The 14626-nt window shown below is 64.1% G+C and carries 15 protein-coding genes; 7 read left to right on the forward strand and 8 right to left on the reverse strand.

Going from position 1 to position 14626, the window contains the following annotated elements; genetic code table 11:
* Positions 1-3: 3 nt before the first annotated feature.
* Positions 4-1539 carry a DUF4173 domain-containing protein gene (locus FJW04_RS02875; RefSeq protein WP_140712235.1) on the reverse strand — a complete coding sequence of 512 codons (1536 nt, stop codon included), beginning with the start codon at positions 1537-1539 and terminating at the stop codon, positions 4-6.
* A gap of 285 nt (positions 1540-1824) precedes the next feature.
* Here FJW04_RS02875 and FJW04_RS02880 point away from each other — a divergent pair, with 285 nt between their 5' ends.
* A complete protein-coding gene (locus FJW04_RS02880) occupies positions 1825-2712 on the forward strand; it encodes a CoA ester lyase (RefSeq protein ID WP_140712237.1) in 888 nt (295 codons plus the stop codon).
* Positions 2713-2749: 37 nt separating this feature from the next.
* Positions 2750-2956: a DUF1737 domain-containing protein gene (locus tag FJW04_RS02885; protein WP_015314987.1), complete on the forward strand. Its 207-nt coding sequence runs from the start codon at positions 2750-2752 to the stop codon at positions 2954-2956.
* Between the two features lie 18 nt (positions 2957-2974).
* On the opposite strand, the gene FJW04_RS02890 is transcribed toward FJW04_RS02885, so the two are convergent.
* From FJW04_RS02890 to FJW04_RS02900, 3 genes are all read right to left on the reverse strand, one after another.
* Positions 2975-3256: an XRE family transcriptional regulator gene (locus FJW04_RS02890; RefSeq protein WP_140712239.1), complete on the reverse strand. Its 282-nt coding sequence runs from the start codon at positions 3254-3256 to the stop codon at positions 2975-2977.
* A 14-nt stretch (positions 3257-3270) separates the two neighbouring features.
* Complete coding sequence (locus FJW04_RS02895; RefSeq protein WP_140660510.1) at positions 3271-3591, reverse strand: type II toxin-antitoxin system RelE/ParE family toxin; 321 nt, start codon at positions 3589-3591, stop codon at positions 3271-3273.
* 203 nt (positions 3592-3794) lie between these two features.
* Positions 3795-4217 (reverse strand): metallopeptidase family protein, encoded by a 423-nt coding sequence (locus FJW04_RS02900; RefSeq protein ID WP_140618287.1) that lies wholly within the window; start codon positions 4215-4217, stop codon positions 3795-3797.
* 178 nt (positions 4218-4395) lie between these two features.
* Here FJW04_RS02900 and FJW04_RS30200 point away from each other — a divergent pair, with 178 nt between their 5' ends.
* The 3 genes from FJW04_RS30200 to FJW04_RS02915 are packed head-to-tail and all read left to right on the forward strand — an operon-like array spanning position 4396 to position 10191.
* The gene (locus FJW04_RS30200) at positions 4396-5439 is read left to right on the forward strand and encodes a hypothetical protein (protein WP_140712241.1); all 1044 of its coding nucleotides are present in this window, start codon (positions 4396-4398) and stop codon (positions 5437-5439) included.
* A complete protein-coding gene (locus tag FJW04_RS02910) occupies positions 5381-6859 on the forward strand; it encodes a DUF6504 family protein (protein ID WP_140618291.1) in 1479 nt (492 codons plus the stop codon). The genes FJW04_RS30200 and FJW04_RS02910 overlap by 59 nt, the downstream gene beginning before the upstream one ends.
* A complete protein-coding gene (locus FJW04_RS02915) occupies positions 6856-10191 on the forward strand; it encodes an error-prone DNA polymerase (RefSeq protein WP_140712243.1) in 3336 nt (1111 codons plus the stop codon). Before FJW04_RS02910 ends, FJW04_RS02915 begins: the two co-directional genes overlap by 4 nt.
* Before the next feature lie 84 nt (positions 10192-10275).
* On the opposite strand, the gene FJW04_RS02920 is transcribed toward FJW04_RS02915, so the two are convergent.
* Positions 10276-10443 (reverse strand): hypothetical protein, encoded by a 168-nt coding sequence (locus FJW04_RS02920; RefSeq protein ID WP_015314993.1) that lies wholly within the window; start codon positions 10441-10443, stop codon positions 10276-10278.
* Positions 10444-10725: 282 nt separating this feature from the next.
* Here FJW04_RS02920 and FJW04_RS02925 point away from each other — a divergent pair, with 282 nt between their 5' ends.
* Together FJW04_RS02925 and FJW04_RS02930 are read left to right on the forward strand one after the other, a co-directional pair.
* Positions 10726-11646 (forward strand): SMP-30/gluconolactonase/LRE family protein, encoded by a 921-nt coding sequence (locus tag FJW04_RS02925; protein ID WP_015314994.1) that lies wholly within the window; start codon positions 10726-10728, stop codon positions 11644-11646.
* A 162-nt stretch (positions 11647-11808) separates the two neighbouring features.
* Positions 11809-12018 carry a 4-oxalocrotonate tautomerase family protein gene (locus FJW04_RS02930; RefSeq protein ID WP_015314995.1) on the forward strand — a complete coding sequence of 70 codons (210 nt, stop codon included), beginning with the start codon at positions 11809-11811 and terminating at the stop codon, positions 12016-12018.
* A gap of 39 nt (positions 12019-12057) precedes the next feature.
* On the opposite strand, the gene zapE is transcribed toward FJW04_RS02930, so the two are convergent.
* The 3 genes from zapE to FJW04_RS02945 form a co-directional block, all read right to left on the reverse strand.
* Positions 12058-13284, reverse strand: coding sequence for a cell division protein ZapE (zapE, locus tag FJW04_RS02935; RefSeq protein WP_140712245.1), 1227 nt, complete (start codon positions 13282-13284; stop codon positions 12058-12060).
* A 92-nt stretch (positions 13285-13376) separates the two neighbouring features.
* Positions 13377-13916, reverse strand: coding sequence for a protease inhibitor Inh/omp19 family protein (locus tag FJW04_RS02940; protein WP_015314997.1), 540 nt, complete (start codon positions 13914-13916; stop codon positions 13377-13379).
* A 138-nt stretch (positions 13917-14054) separates the two neighbouring features.
* Positions 14055-14498 (reverse strand): VOC family protein, encoded by a 444-nt coding sequence (locus FJW04_RS02945; protein WP_140712247.1) that lies wholly within the window; start codon positions 14496-14498, stop codon positions 14055-14057.
* Positions 14499-14626 lie beyond the last annotated feature (128 nt).

Here is a 14626-nt window from a genome sequence, read left to right on the forward strand (position 1 = left end):
GGATTAGCGATCCGGCACGGGTTCTGCGACGCTGGGAACAATAGGCCGCCTGTTGTCGAGATAGCGAAGCAGGCGCCAGTCGCGGAAGCTCCAGCTTCGCCAGTTTTCCTGCAGGCTGCGATACCAGCCTTCATCGACACCGCGCAACCTTGCCAGTTCGCCGACGGCACCGGCATTGGCCGTCCCGCGCTGACGATCGAAGATGCGATCGAGCGCTGGAAACGCGTCCGGCCCGAGCGAGCGGAGATACCAGGCGTCGAGCGGGATGCCTTGGCCGCTCATTTCGAGGGAATGGTCGACATTATAGGTGGCGATCATGGCTGCGAAGTTGATGAAAGAGCAGGCATAAAGCGTTAGGGATAACGTCAGAAGATTGGCGGAGAGCAGCCATTCACTGGATTTTCCGAGCGCGATACGGGCGATGATCAGCGCAAGGCCGGCCGCCACCAGTCCCATCCAGACGAAAGTGGCGACGCGCCAGTAGGTCAGCGCATAGATGCCGACATAGAGGTCGAGCCGCAGGATCGACGAGACGACCAGCATGATGTTCTGCGCCACCCAGGCATAGACCAGCCGACGGATGAGCGGGTCGGCCGATGTTTCGCTGCCGGGCCTCAGCGCCGCAAGGACAAAACCGGCGGCCAGCAGCGCGGTGGCGATCAAGAGATAGGCGCCGCGATGCGCGTAGGCGGCGTAGCTCAAACCATCGGGAAGCGCGACCCCGCCCCACAGATAGGTGGCGTCGAGCCCGCTCTGCAGCGCAAACAGAATGTTGAAGACGATCAACGCGCGCAGGATGGCGGCCTTGCCGAAGACGATATCCTCGACGGCGTGCCTGTCGGCCGCTGGCTGGGCATCGGCAGGAGGGTGATTTGGCCTGGCGATGCGGCGCTGAAAGCGCGGCAGGCGTGGCCGCAGAAAGGCCCAGACGCCGGCAAGCACGAATAGCCAGAAGGCAATCCGCGTCAGCTGGATCAGGTCGAGCAGCTTGAAGACGTCGATCAGCGACAGCCAGTCTTCGATGACCGGATTGGCGGCACCGAAAAGGGCGACGAAGACCGCGCCCAGCGTCAGCGGCATTACCCAGACCGCGATTGCCGCCAGCCTTATGCGATGTCCGCCGAACCGCCGCGCCGCTCTTCGCCACTGGAGAAAATCGCCGAGGAACCGGAACGGCGCCGCCAGTCCGAACAGCACGATCTGGCCGGCAATGCGCGCCGTGCGGTGTCGCGGCCGGCCGCTCAGCGAAAGCGCGAACGCCACCAGCGCGGCAAGGGCGATCGAGACGGACAAGGGACTGACAGTCTCGGCGAGCGGCGACAGCGCGACAAGCAAGGCGGCCGACTTGAGCCACACCTTGCCGTCGCTGAAGGCGGCGGGATGCACGGCAATCACCGTGGCGGCAATCAGCGTGGCGAACAGCAAAACCGTGATCCCGGCGGGCTGGCCGTAGAACAGGAAATCGGCGAGCGCGACCAGCAGCACGGCGACGCCGAAGCGGCTGCAATAGCTTGGCGCGGCGCGGAAGAAAGAGGTCACGGCCTGATCTTCCTGATGGCGTTCCTTCGCCATGGCGGCGGGCTCTTGCGGACAAATGGGATGGGAATTGCAGCGGGGTTGGCGCGTTGCGGGTCGACCAGCCACCAGCCTTCGCTGCGCAGCCGGTAAGGCAGACGGGGTTTTGCTCGCTTGTGCATGCCGCCTGTCTCGCAGGCCTGCAGGAAAGCGATGCGGCGGATCGGAGGAGGTTTTCGGCAGGCGCGTGCAGTTTTCGTGCAGAGCTGGCGGCTTGCCTCGACCAATCACACACGGCATAGATTTGGCATGACCGAAATCTACCGCCCGCGCCGCTCCGTGCTCTATGTCCCGGCCTCCAACGACAAGGCGCTGGCCAAGATCGCGCAGCTTGCCTGCGACGCCGTCATCATCGACCTCGAGGACGCCGTCGCCCCTGCCGACAAGATCGCCGCGCGCGAAAAACTGGCCGGCATTTTCGCCAACCGCCCTGATGCCAATGGCCGGCGACGCGAGATGGTGGTGCGCGTCAATGCGCTGTCCAGCGAATGGGGCACTGACGATCTTGCGGCCGTGGCCAAGGCGGAGCCGGACGGCATCCTGCTGCCGAAGGTCGACACGCCGCGTGACGTGCTCGAAGTCGGCGATGTGCTGGACGATAATTTTGCCCCGGACAGCGTGAAACTATGGGCGATGATCGAGACGCCCAAGGCCATGCTCAACATCGGCGCCATCGCCGAACTCGGCCGCGACCCCGCCTCACGCCTGGATTGTTTCATCGCCGGAACGAATGACCTGATCAAGGATACCGGCGTGCTGGCGACGCCGGATCGCGCCTATCTGCTGCCATGGCTGATGCAGATGCTGCTGGCGGCACGCGCCGGCGGGATCGACATGCTCGATGGGGTGTTCAACGAGTTCCGCGACCCGGATGCGTTCGCGCGTGAGTGCACGCAGGCAGCCGCCATGGGCTTCGACGGCAAGACGCTGATCCATCCATCGCAGGTCGAGGCGGCCAACCGTGCCTTCGCTCCGTCGGCGCAGGCGCTGGCCGAGGCGCGCGCGGTGAAGGATGCCTTCGCGCTTGCGCAAAACAGTGGCAAGGGGGTCATCGCGCTGAATGGCAGGATGGTCGAGCGGTTGCACTTGGCGCAAGCCGAGAAACTTCTGGCGAAAGCGGCCGCCATCGGCGCATGATATTCGCCGATTTGGGATACACGACAGGAATTGAACGATGAAACTCTACCGCTTTCTCACCGCCCCGGACGACGCCAGCTTCTGCCATAAGGTGACGGCGGCGCTGAACAAGGGCTGGCACCTGTTCGGCTCGCCGACCTACGCCTACGACAAGAAGACCAAGACCATGCGCTGCGGCCAGGCCGTGGTGAAGGATGTCGATGGCCAGGAATACGGGCCGGATACGAAGCTCAGCGACTGGTAGCCGCTGGCAAGGAGAGCATCAGGCGGCCTCGACAATATCAAGACGCACGGTAAGTCCGGCCAGCGCGGCAAGATTGATCAACGTATCCAGACTGAAATTCGTGATCCTGCCCCGCAGGAGGTCGCTAAGGCGTGGCTGGGTAATCCCGAGCCGGTTGGCTGCTTCGGCCTGGGTAACGTCCCAACTCCGCACCCGCTGTTCGATAGCGATCAGCAAGTTGGAGCGCATGGTCATGTTGGCGGACTCGGCCGGAGTCTCCTCCAGCGCGTCCCACACGTTTTCAAAACTCTGGCGGTTCATCGTACTTACCTCCACTAGATTTGTCTGAACCGGGATGCGGCAAGATCCAAGTTTCGTTTCACTGTCTGTTGCGTCTTCTTCTGGAAGGCGTGCAGCACATAGACAGCGTCGCCTATGCTCGCGACGTAAAGCACCCGGAACGCGCCGGTGGCGTCGCGGACGCGGATTTCCCGCACACCTGGGCCGACCGTCGTCATCGGCTTCCAGTCGCTTGGCTCCAGTCCGAGCTGCACCTTATGCAGCTGAACGCCCGTTTCCTTGCGTGCCGCCTCTGGAAAATCCCGGAGCTGGGCAAGAGAATCTCCGAGAAACTCTAAGCGCTTTGTTACTGGCATTGGTGGATTTATATCAAAACTTGTATAATTGCGCAAGGCGGTGATCCGGCCAATCGATGACCATAGCGGCGGCTCACCGACCATGCTGAGACCAACATGGTTAGGGATATCGACTGAGAAGGGAAGCGCGGTAACCTCTCTCTTCGTCACCTAGGGCGAAGCAAGAAGCGAAGCGGCATAGAGCAGGAAGACGAAGGTACGGGCTATTCAGCCGCCTCTTCGATCTTCTCCATATCATCGTCCGACAGGCCGAAATGGTGGCCGATCTCGTGGACCAGTACGTGGGTGACGATGTCGCCCAGCGTTTCCTCGTTTTCGGCCCAGTAGTCGAGCATGGCGCGGCGGTAGAGCGTGATGCGGTTCGGGCCTTCGCCTGTCTGCGGGTTCCAGCGTTCGGCGATGCCGCGCCCCTCGAACAGGCCGAGCAGGTCGAACGGCGTTTCCAGCGACAGGTCGTCCATGATCTCGTCGGTCGGGAATTCGGCGATCTGGATGACGATCTCGCCGGTCAGCTTGCGAAAATCCTCCGGCAGGTGGGCGTAGGCCTCCAGGGCCAGGAACTCCAATTCCTCCATCGAGGGCGCAAGTTCACCATGCCAGGTGCGGGTCTTGTAGATGCGGGCCATGCTTTGTCCTTTGATCCCGGCATATAGGCGTTCGCGCTGGTCGAGGCAAATGACGCCTGTACGCCGGTGTCGCGCAAGAAGAGGAATAAATTCCTTGATAAGCCTGCTTGACTCTTCCGATCCCCTCTGGAATCTATAGGAACATAACAGGAACAATCGTGAGTGAAAGCTGACCGTCATGGCGATGACCGCCGTGGCGCGGGAGACTGTTTTTGCCCTGCGCCGCCAGATCGCGAAGATCGAGGGAACGCTGCCCGAGCGCCTGCAGGCGCCGGCTGGAGCGCCCCTTGATGCTGACGCCGGCAGCGATCTGACGATCGTCCGGCGCGGGCTTGCCGCGGCCTTGCCGGACGCTTTCCTGCCCATCGGCGTCGAGCGGCTCGATGCCGCGCTCAGCGGCGGCCTGCCGAAAGCCGCCCTGACCGAAATCCATGGCCTGGAAACCCGCGATGCGGGCGCCGTCGCCGGTTTCGCTCTGTCGATCGTCAGCCTGATCCTCAACCAGGCGCAGGGGCTGCCCATCCTGTGGATCGGGACATCGGAAATTTTCCATGAGGCCGGCTTTCCCTATGCCAGGGGGCTGCATGCCTCGTTCGGCATCGAGCCCCAGCAATTGCTGTTTTCCGAGGCGCCCAGGCTTGTCGATGCGCTGTGGATCGCCGAGGAGGCGGCCCGCATGACCGCGCTTGCAGCCGTCATCCTGGAGATCCGCGGCAATCCGCAGCGGCTGGACCTGACCGCGACACGCCGCCTGCATGCGCGGGCGCAAGGTGCCGGCCGGCCGGTGTTCCTGCTGCGGCAAGCGGCCGAGCCCGAACCGACGGCGGCGCCTGTTCGTCTGATTGTCGCGTCGGCGCCGGCCGTGCCGCGCGAAACAGTCGCCGGGCCGCTCGCCGGCTCGATCGGCCACCCGGCCTTCACCATCAGCATCGGCAAGAGCCGCACGGCCCTGCCTGGACAATTCACACTGGAGTGGAACCCCGATGAACGCAGATTCGACGAAAGAAGGGGCGAGGAAAGACGCAGGGCAAGCAACGAATGGGCAGAGAATCCTGTCCCTGTGGTTTCCCTATCTCGCGACAGAAAGGATCCTGCGGCAGCGTCTGGGGAAATCCTGGCGTTCCCGGCCGCCGGATCATCCGCAGCCATCTCATCCACCGCTCGTGATCAGCCATCGCCAGGGCAACGCGCAGCGCATCTCGGCCCTCGACGCGCGGGCTGAGGCGCTGCACCTGAAGCGCGACATGGGGATTGCCGACGCGCGCGCCATGCATCCGTCGATCGACATCGTCGAAGCCGATCCGGAGGCCGACCGGCGCCTGCTCGAGGGCCTTGCCGACTGGTGCGACCGCTACACGCCGCTGGTGGCGCTGGACGGCATCGACGGCCTGTTCCTCGACGTCACCGGCTGCACCCATCTGTTCGGCGGCGAACGCGCCATGCTGGACGAAATCCTGTCGCGCTTCTTCCAGCAGGGTTTCGACGTCCGCGCCGGGCTTGCCGGCACGCCCGGGGCAGCCTGGGCGGCGGCCCGCTTTTGCGGCGACCGCATCGTTCCATCAGGCGAGGAGGAAGCCTTGCTCGCCCCCTTGCCGCTGGCCGCCCTTCGCATAGCGCCGGAAACCCGGACCAGCCTGGAAAGCGTGGGGCTGCGCACGGCGGGTGCCGTCATGGCGGCACCGCGCGCGCCGCTCGCCCGCCGCTTCGGTGCCCTGCTGCTCCAGCGCCTCGACCAGGCGCTTGGCCGTCTCGACGAGGCGATCTCACCGCGTCTTCCCGTCGCGCCGCTTTCGGTCGAGCGTCATCTCGCCGAGCCCGTCACGCTGACGGAGGAGATAGAACGGCTGGTGGGCATGCTGGCGACGACCTTGAAGACCGACCTGGAACGCCGCGGCGAAGGCGCAAGGAGCCTGGCGCTGCTGCTTTTTCGCGTCGACGGCGCCGTCAGCCGCATCGCGCTCGGCACCTCGCGGCCGATGCGCGAACCCTTGCTGATCCGGAAATTGTTCCATGAAAGGCTGGCGGCACTCGAGCAGCATATCGATGCCGGCTTTGGCTTCGACCTGGTGCGCCTCTCGGTGCTGGCCGTCGCCGCTTTCGACATGCAGCAGGCCGATCTGACCGGCGAAGCGGCCGATGACGGCGCCGACATCGCCCTGTTCGCCGACCGTATCCGCGCCCGCCTCGGCGAGGGCGCGGTTCTGCAGCCGGTTCCCGTGGAAAGCCACCTGCCGGAACGCGCCGTCGCCGTCATTCCCTTCACCGAAGCCCCGCGCCGGACCACACCACCCAAGAAGCCGGACAGGATGCAGGCGCCGATGACCATCTTCCCGCCGGAACGACCGATCCGGCTGTTCCGTTCGCCCGAGCCCATCGAGGTGCCGGCCACCGAAATGCCGGAGGGACCGCCGCTGCATTTTCGTTGGCGCCGCGCGCTTTACCGTGTGACGCGCGCCGAAGGGCCGGAGCGCATCGCCGCCGAATGGTGGCGCGAGGCGCCGGGCGACGCGGCGGCGTCGACACGCGATTATTTCCGCATCGAGGATGCCGGTGGCCGCCGCTACTGGCTCTACCGGCAAGGCCTTTACGGCGGCGTCTCGCAAACCCCGCCGCGCTGGTTCATGCATGGGGTCTTCGCATGAACGCGCTGACCGTCATTCCTTATGCCGAGTTCGGCATCCAGTCGAATTTCTCCTTCCTGCGCGGCGCCTCCAAGCCCGAGGAGCTGGTGGTCGCGGCCAAGCTCATGGGCTTCTCCGCGGTCGGGCTCGCCGACCGCAACAGCGTCGCCGGCGTGGTGCGCGCCTGGCAGCAGGCCAAGGTCGAAAAGCTTGCCTACCATCCCGGCTGCCGGCTGGTTTTTGGCGACGGCACGCCGGACATTCTCGCCTATCCCAGGGACCGTGCGGGCTGGGGCCATCTGTGCCGCATGCTCACCCAGGCTAATCTGCGTGACGAGACCGAAAAGGGCGCCACCCTGCTCCGGCGCGACGACCTGCTCGAATGGGGGGACCGGATGTCGCTGGCGGTCCTGCCCGATCTGGCGGCCGGCGCGCAAGACAGTCTGGCTTTGCTCCGTGAACTCAGGGATCGCTTCGGCAGGATCCTGCGGCTCGGCGTCTCACCCTGTTATGCCGGCCATGATCGCTTCCGGATCGAGCAGGCGGCGGCGTTCGCCGAGAGCACCGGCATCCCGCTGATGGCGACCAACGACGTGCTCTACCACACGGCCGAACGGCGCCCGCTGCAGGACGTGCTGACCGCGATCCGCCTCAATGTTCCGGTCGCCGAGGTGGGGCTGGAACTGACCGCCAATGCCGAACGCCATCTGAAGCCGCCGCTGGAAATGGCGCGCCTGTTCCGCCGGTATCCGCAAGCGCTGGCGGAGACGCTGCGGTTTGCGCAAGAGCTGACCTTCTCGCTCGGCGACCTTCAGTACAATTATCCCGACGAGCCGACGGAATCGGGTCTCGGACCGCAGGCGGAGCTGGAGCGACTGGCTCGGGAAGGTGCGGCCCGGCGCTTTCCCGGCGGTATCCCCGCCAGCGTGATAAAACGAATCCAGGAAGAGCTCGCCCTGATCGAGCGGCTGAATTACGCCCGTTATTTCCTGACCGTCCATGACATCATCAAATTCGCCCGAGGCGAAGGCATTCTCTGCCAGGGCCGCGGCTCCGCGGCCAATTCGATTATCTGCTTCTGCATTGGCATTACCGAGGTCGGGCCGGACAAGATCGACACGCTCTTCGAGCGTTTCATTTCCGAAGAACGCAACGAGCCGCCGGATATCGACGTCGACTTCGAGCATGAACGGCGCGAAGAGGTGATGCAGTACATCTATACGAAATACAGCTCCAAACGCACGGCACTCGCCGCCGCCGTCATCAGCTATCGCGGCCGTTCGGCGCTGCGCGAAGTGTCGAAAGCGATGGGCCTTTCGGAGGATGTCAGGGCGTCTCTCTCCGGCTCGATCTGGGGCTGGTCGACCTCGGAACTCGGCGAGAAGGAAGCCAGGGCCGGCGGCCTCGACCGCAGGGATCCGGTGTCACGGCATGTGATGGAACGCGCCAACGAGATCATGGGCTTTCCCCGCCACCTCTCCCAGCATGTCGGCGGCTTCGTCATCACCAGGGACCGGCTCGACGAGATCGTCCCCATCGTCAAGACGGCGATGGACGAGCGCAAGATGGTCGAATGGGACAAGGACGATCTCGATTCGGTGAAAATCCTCAAGGTGGATATCCTGGCGCTCGGCATGCTGACCTGCCTGCAGCGCGCTTTCACTTTGCTCGAGACCCATTACGGCGTGAGAGACGATTATGGCAGGCCATTGACCCTGGATACGATCGCCAAGGAGGATTCCCGTGTCTACGACATGATCTGCCGTGCCGATACGCTCGGCGTCTTCCAGATCGAATCGCGTGCTCAGATGTCGATGCTACCGCGTCTCAAGCCGCGCGAATTCTACGACCTCGTCATCGAGGTGGCGATCGTACGGCCGGGCCCGATCCAGGGCGACATGGTGCACCCCTATCTGCGCCGGCGGCAAGGCAAGGAAAAACCCGAATATCCCAAGGCGGAGCTGAAAGAGATTCTCGGCAAGACGCTGGGCGTGCCGCTGTTCCAGGAGCAGGCGATGAAGATCGCCATCGTCGCCGGCGGCTTCAAACCGGGCAAGGCCGATGAACTGCGCCGTGCCATGGCCACCTTCAAGCGCACCGGCACGATCGGCAATTATCGCCAGCAGATGATCGACGGCATGACAGGACGAGGCTACGAAAAGGACTTCGCCGAGCGCTGTTTCAAGCAGATCGAGGGCTTTGGCGAGTATGGCTTTCCCGAAAGCCACGCCGCCTCCTTCGCCCTGCTCGTCTATGCCTCCTGCTGGTTCAAGACCTTCTACCCGGACGTGTTCTGCGCCGCGATCCTGAATTCGCAGCCGATGGGCTTCTATCAGCCGGCGCAGCTGGTGCGTGACGCCCGCGACCATGGCGTCGACATCCGCGAGGTCGACGTCAATTTCTCCGTCTGGGACTGCACTTTGGAAAAGGCGCTTTTCGACCCGGCCCGCATCCTGCCGCGCCATGCCGAAATGCGCGGTGTCATCGAGACTCAGCATGCGGTGCGGCTCGGCTTCCGGCAGATCAAGGGACTTTCCAAGGAACGCATGGAGGTTTTCGTCGAGCGGCGCGGCGCCGGCTACTCGACGGTCCGGGATGTCTGGCTGCGCTCCGGCCTCAATGTCGACGAGATCGAGAAATTGGCGCAAGCCGACGCCTTTCGTTCCATCGGCCTCGACCGCCGCGCGGCACTATGGGAGGTCCGCGCGCTCGACGGCAAGAGTGCCGCCGAGAAGCTGCCGCTGTTCGACCAGCCGGCGCTCAGCCTGCGCGAGCTGGAGCCCGAGACGAAGCTGCCGAAAATGCCGCTCGGCGAGCATGTCATCCATGACTACCGCTCGCTCGGCCTGTCGCTGAAGGCGCATCCGGTCGCCTTCCTGCGCGAGCGGCTCGACCGCGCCGGCATCACTCCCAATGCCAGCCTGCCTTCCGTGCGCGACGGCAGGCGGGTCTCCGTTGCCGGGCTGGTGCTGGTGCGCCAGCGCCCCGGCAAGGGCAACGCGATCTTTCTCACGCTGGAAGACGACAAGGCCGTCGCCAACGTCATCTTCTGGGAAAGGACCTTCACCCGTTTCCGGCCCATCGTCATGGGTGCCCGGTTTGTGAAGGTCACCGGAAAACTGCAGTCGGAATCAGGTGTCGTCCATATCGTCGCCGAGAAGATCGAGGACCTGACGCCCTGGCTGACCGTGCTGCTGGAGAAGGTCGGTGCGGCCGCACTGCCGGCCGCCGATTCTTCGGACCGCTCCGGCCAACCCGCAATTCGGCCCGCGATGCTGAAAGACGAACGGGATCTCGCAACGCTGTCGGAAGAGGCGGAGAGGGTCATGCCCAAAGGGCGTAATTTTCAGTAGGCCCGACCCACCTTCGTCATCCACGGGCGAGCAGGAGCGAAGCTCCGTCGCGGCGACCCGAGGACGACAAACGTGATGGGTTGCTCAGCCGTAGATCTGCTTGTGGATCTGGTAGAGCATTTCCGAACGGTCGGCGCGCATGTCGGCCAGATCGCGGCTGGAGAAGCTGTCGATTTCGGCGATGAGGCGATTGTAGTGCTTGCGCTTGGCGATGCTGGTGCGAGCGCGGGTCACGAGGTCGTTGAAGATCATAGCAAGGTTCCTTCTGTGCCGCATTCGGCGCGGCCGTTTCTTCCTCCCTTGATCGGTACGGATCATGACATAGGAATGGTGCGTTGCAAAAAGAAGATGTTGCAATGCACCATTGCAGCCAGCGCATAGCCGGTTAATGGCTTCCTAAGCTCCCGCACGACGCGCGGCCCGGGCCGGCAGGCGAGCCGCCTCCCATTTTGTCTTACAAATTAGCGTTACCCCGTCTTGCCAGATCGATTGCGGGCTGGCTTGATCCAATGTCACCTGATGCCTGGAGGAAACATGGCGGCCGCAGATTATTATGAAGTTCTCGATCCGCGTTTCGGGCGCCTGTTCAACGGCAACGCGCAGGTGGAGAAGCTGTTCACCGGCTGCCGGTGGGCGGAAGGGCCGGCCTGGTTCGCCGCCGGCCGCTATGTCGTCTGGTCGGACATTCCGAACAACCGCATGATGCGCTACGACGAGACGGACGGCAGCGTCAGTGTCTTCCGTCAGCCCTCCGGCAATTCCAACGGCAACACCGTCGACCGGCAAGGCCGGCTGGTCACCTGCGAGCATTCGGGCCGGCGCGTCAGCCGCACCGAGCATGACGGCTCGATCACCACCATCGCCGCCAAATGGAAGGGCAAGCCGCTGAACTCGCCCAACGACGCGGTGGTGAAGTCCGACGGCTCGATCTGGTTCACCGATCCGACCTACGGCATCGACACCGACTATGAGGGCGACAAAGCCGAGAGTGAAATCGGCGCCTGCCATGTCTACCGGGTCGATCCCGACACGGGCGATATCGAGGCTGTCATCACCGACATGGTCAGGCCGAACGGCCTTGCCTTCTCGCTCGACGAAAGCCTGCTCTATGTCGTCGACACCGGCCGCACGCATGGCGCCGAGAACCCGGCGCATATGCGGGTGTTCAACGTCGGCAAGCACGGCAAGAAGGTTTCCGGAGGCAAGGTGTTCGCCGACTGCACGGCCGGACTGTTCGACGGCTTCCGGCTCGACGCCGATGGGCGCATCTGGACGAGTGCCGCCGACGGCATCCATTGCTACGATCCCGACGGCACGCTGATCGGCAAGGTCAAGGTGCCGGAGGTGACCGCCAATTGCGTTTTCGGCGGCGCCAAGCTGAACTGTCTCTACATCGCCGGCACCACCTCGCTTTATTCGGTGCGGCTGATGGTGAATGGGGCCAAGACCTATTGAGTCTGCTGGAAACGCTTCTCTGGCGTCCCTTATTGGCCGTTTTGCGGGTAGCCACAGCGCCCGCTTCGCCGCGGCTTCCGCAGCCACCATCCTGCGGTTCGCCGGGGCGGAGTTCGAAGCCGCATGTCGGCGGTATCAGACACAATTCAAGGGGAGGGCGTCATGCCATTCGTCAACATCCGCATCGTCAAGGAAGTGATCGCCGCCGATCCGGCCGGCAAGAAGGCTGACATCGCCAGGAAAGTCACGGCGGCCATCATGGACGCCACCGGGCTTAGCAACGACGATGTCTGGGTGGTCTTCGAGGAAGTCAACGCCCGCGACTGGTATGTCGGCAAGACCGACGTGGAGACGTTGAGAGGCAAGAAATAATCCCAAGGCGCGATGAGCGCCGTAAATCCTGGGCTCTGCTCAGGAAGGTGAAGGTGCGGCGTCCGTGTCCGCGCCTGCCGTGCGTCGGCCGACCGTACCTTCACCCGGCCGGCGCTTCGCCCAGCTCTCCAGCCAGTCGCGGCTTTGCATCTCGATCAGCCGCGATGCGGTTCGCTCGAATTCGAACACCTCGACGCCGCGCTTGGCCACATAAAGCGCGTGCGGTGGCGCCTCGGCGCTCACCACCAGGCGCGTATGATGGTCGTAAAGCGTGTCGATCAACAGGATGAAGCGTTTGGCCTCGTTGCGCTTGCCTTCGCCCAGTACCGGCACACGGTCGATGAAAACAGTCGAAAACCGCCCGGCGATCGCCAGGTAATCGCGCGCGCCGAGCGGCTTTTCGCAAAGGTCGGCGAAGGTGAAACGCGCCGCGTCACCAGCGGCGGCCGGCACCACCACCTTGCGTCCCTTCAGCGTCAGCGAGGTCTCGGCCGTCGGCGCACCGCGCGTCATCGCCTGCCAGGCCTCGTCGAGCGCCTGGTCGGCCGCCGCATCGGCCGGCGTGACATAGACCGGCGTACGGGCGAGCTTTTCCAGCCGGTAATCCTTGTCGCTGTCCAGCGACAGCACCTGCGCGTGGCGTTCCAGTATGGCGATGAACGGTAGGAAAAGCTGGCGGTTCAACCCGTCACGGTAAAGGTCTTGCGGCGCCACGTTCGAGGTGGCCACCAGTACGACCCCGTTGGCAAACAGTGCCGAGAACAGCCTGGACAGGATCATGGCGTCGGCGATGTCGGTGACCGAGAACTCGTCGAAACACAGCACCCAGGCCTGCTCGGCGAGCGCCTTGGCCACCGGCGGGATCGGATCGTCTTCCCTGACCGTGCCTTCCTTGCGCGCCTGCCGGTGTTTCTGGATACGGTCCTGCACATCGGCCATGAAGTCGTTGAAATGCACACGGCGCTTGCGCCTGACCGGCAGGAGCTCGAAGAACATGTCCATCAGCATGGTCTTGCCGCGGCCGACGCCGCCATGGATGTAGAGGCCCTTGACAGCTTCATGCGTCTCGCGCTTGCGCGCAAACAGCCAGCCCAGTGCACTGGACTTGTGCGCCAGCCGCTTGGCCGAGATCTCGACGGTCAGCCGGTCGAGCGCGGCGGCGATCGCTTCCTGCGCAGCATCGCGCTCGATCGCGCCTGATACCACCAGATGGTCGTAGCGCTGCCGGACGGTCGGATGGGTCTGAAGGCCGTCACGCAGATGCATCGATCACGTCATTGTTCAGAGCAGGATGCCCAGAGAAAGGGTGCGCCGAGATTGAGGTCACGCCGCCGGCATCACCTGAATGTCGGCATCTCCTACCTCGTAAGCGAGATCGGTTGCCCGTTGGAAGTCTGGCCGTCGAATTTCGAGCCGCCCGACGAATAGAGCCGCGCCAGCGAACCGCCATTCTCGTCATAAAGCGTCAGCTGCTTGCCGGCGACGTTCCACGACTTGATGCCGTCGATCGGCGCCGGGCAATGCAGCGGCCCGGCGCGGAAACCGGCGCCGAACTTGGTCTGCGGCGTCGCCACCTTGCAGCTCTGGCCGGAGACGCTGACGTTCCAGACACCGGCGACGGCCGCCGCGCTGAGATCGGCGGCACCCGCGGGCGCCGCGCCGTCCGGCGGCAGCGAAGCAACTTGCGTGTTAGCCGGCGCGGTCGGGAACCGCGACGGGTCGGTGGTGCCGGGTGAGGCCGGCGGCGGCAGCTGGTTGGAACTCACCTGGCCAGCGGGGGCTGGCTGCAGCGGCGCCGGTTGCTGGTCGTCCATCGACGAGAAGCGTGAGGTTGAGCAGCCGCTCGCAACGAGTGCCGCCAGGGATACGGCCACCAGGCCGCCTTTCGAAAAATTCATTACAACCTCCGTCGGATCCGGCTGGGGGGAAACCGTCCGCGCAATCTCACCTCCACCAAGATGGAGAAGGTGGCGAAATTTCAACCCGATATGGTTAAAATAGGGTTTGTGGTATGAATTGTTGCAAATTTATCGCACTCACCCGGCGAGCGGCGCACTCGGCACGAACACATATCCGTCCGGTCCGACGATATAGCACTGGCGCAGACCATGCGGCTTGTCGATCGCGCCGGCCAGCACGATGTGGCCATGCTCCAGCGCCGCCGCCTCGATCGCGTCGGGCTCCGCGCCATAGAGACGCAGTTCGATGCCGGCACCGCGCGTCTCCGTACCCGCGATGGAGCCCGTCATGGGATTGTCGAGATAAGAATGGTCCGCATGCAGCATGAACACCGATCCCAGAAGCTCGAGCGCGGCGAAATCCTCGTCGGCATAGACGATGCGGGCGCCAAGCACGTCACCGCAGAAGGCTTCCATCGCCGCCATGTCCGATACCAGCAGATTGACGCCGATGCCGCGCGGCAGCGAGCGGCCGAAATCCTCGGCCTTCATCCAGGGTGTCTTGGTCCGCTTCATCGCCATGGCGTCTTCCTCCTGATGCCGCGATCCTAGCCGAGACCGCCTTGCCGCCCTTGGCCTTCGGCCGGCAAACGCTTGCGCCAGCCGCGTCAGGGCTTATGTCTATGGCCAATTCCAGGAAAGGTGTGTGG

Origin of the sequence: Mesorhizobium sp. B2-7-3, from assembly GCF_006440715.1 — a bacterium.
GTDB classification, from domain to species: domain Bacteria; phylum Pseudomonadota; class Alphaproteobacteria; order Rhizobiales; family Rhizobiaceae; genus Mesorhizobium; species Mesorhizobium australicum.

What these genes read in the sequence shown, in the direction of transcription:
- FJW04_RS02895 (WP_140660510.1), bottom strand. Translation starts at nt 3,591, where the DNA reads ATGCCAGTAACAAAGCGCTTAGAGTTTCTCGGAGATTCTCTTGCCCAG.
- FJW04_RS02945 (WP_140712247.1), bottom strand. Translation starts at nt 14,498, where the DNA reads ATGGCGATGAAGCGGACCAAGACACCCTGGATGAAGGCCGAGGATTTC.
- FJW04_RS02925 (WP_015314994.1), top strand. Translation starts at nt 10,726, where the DNA reads ATGGCGGCCGCAGATTATTATGAAGTTCTCGATCCGCGTTTCGGGCGC.
- zapE (WP_140712245.1), bottom strand. Translation starts at nt 13,284, where the DNA reads ATGCATCTGCGTGACGGCCTTCAGACCCATCCGACCGTCCGGCAGCGC.
- FJW04_RS02930 (WP_015314995.1), top strand. Translation starts at nt 11,809, where the DNA reads ATGCCATTCGTCAACATCCGCATCGTCAAGGAAGTGATCGCCGCCGAT.
- FJW04_RS02880 (WP_140712237.1), top strand. Translation starts at nt 1,825, where the DNA reads ATGACCGAAATCTACCGCCCGCGCCGCTCCGTGCTCTATGTCCCGGCC.
- FJW04_RS02900 (WP_140618287.1), bottom strand. Translation starts at nt 4,217, where the DNA reads ATGGCCCGCATCTACAAGACCCGCACCTGGCATGGTGAACTTGCGCCC.
- FJW04_RS02885 (WP_015314987.1), top strand. Translation starts at nt 2,750, where the DNA reads ATGAAACTCTACCGCTTTCTCACCGCCCCGGACGACGCCAGCTTCTGC.
- FJW04_RS02890 (WP_140712239.1), bottom strand. Translation starts at nt 3,256, where the DNA reads ATGAACCGCCAGAGTTTTGAAAACGTGTGGGACGCGCTGGAGGAGACT.
- FJW04_RS02915 (WP_140712243.1), top strand. Translation starts at nt 6,856, where the DNA reads ATGAACGCGCTGACCGTCATTCCTTATGCCGAGTTCGGCATCCAGTCG.
- FJW04_RS02940 (WP_015314997.1), bottom strand. Translation starts at nt 13,916, where the DNA reads ATGAATTTTTCGAAAGGCGGCCTGGTGGCCGTATCCCTGGCGGCACTC.
- FJW04_RS02920 (WP_015314993.1), bottom strand. Translation starts at nt 10,443, where the DNA reads ATGATCTTCAACGACCTCGTGACCCGCGCTCGCACCAGCATCGCCAAG.
- FJW04_RS30200 (WP_140712241.1), top strand. Translation starts at nt 4,396, where the DNA reads ATGGCGATGACCGCCGTGGCGCGGGAGACTGTTTTTGCCCTGCGCCGC.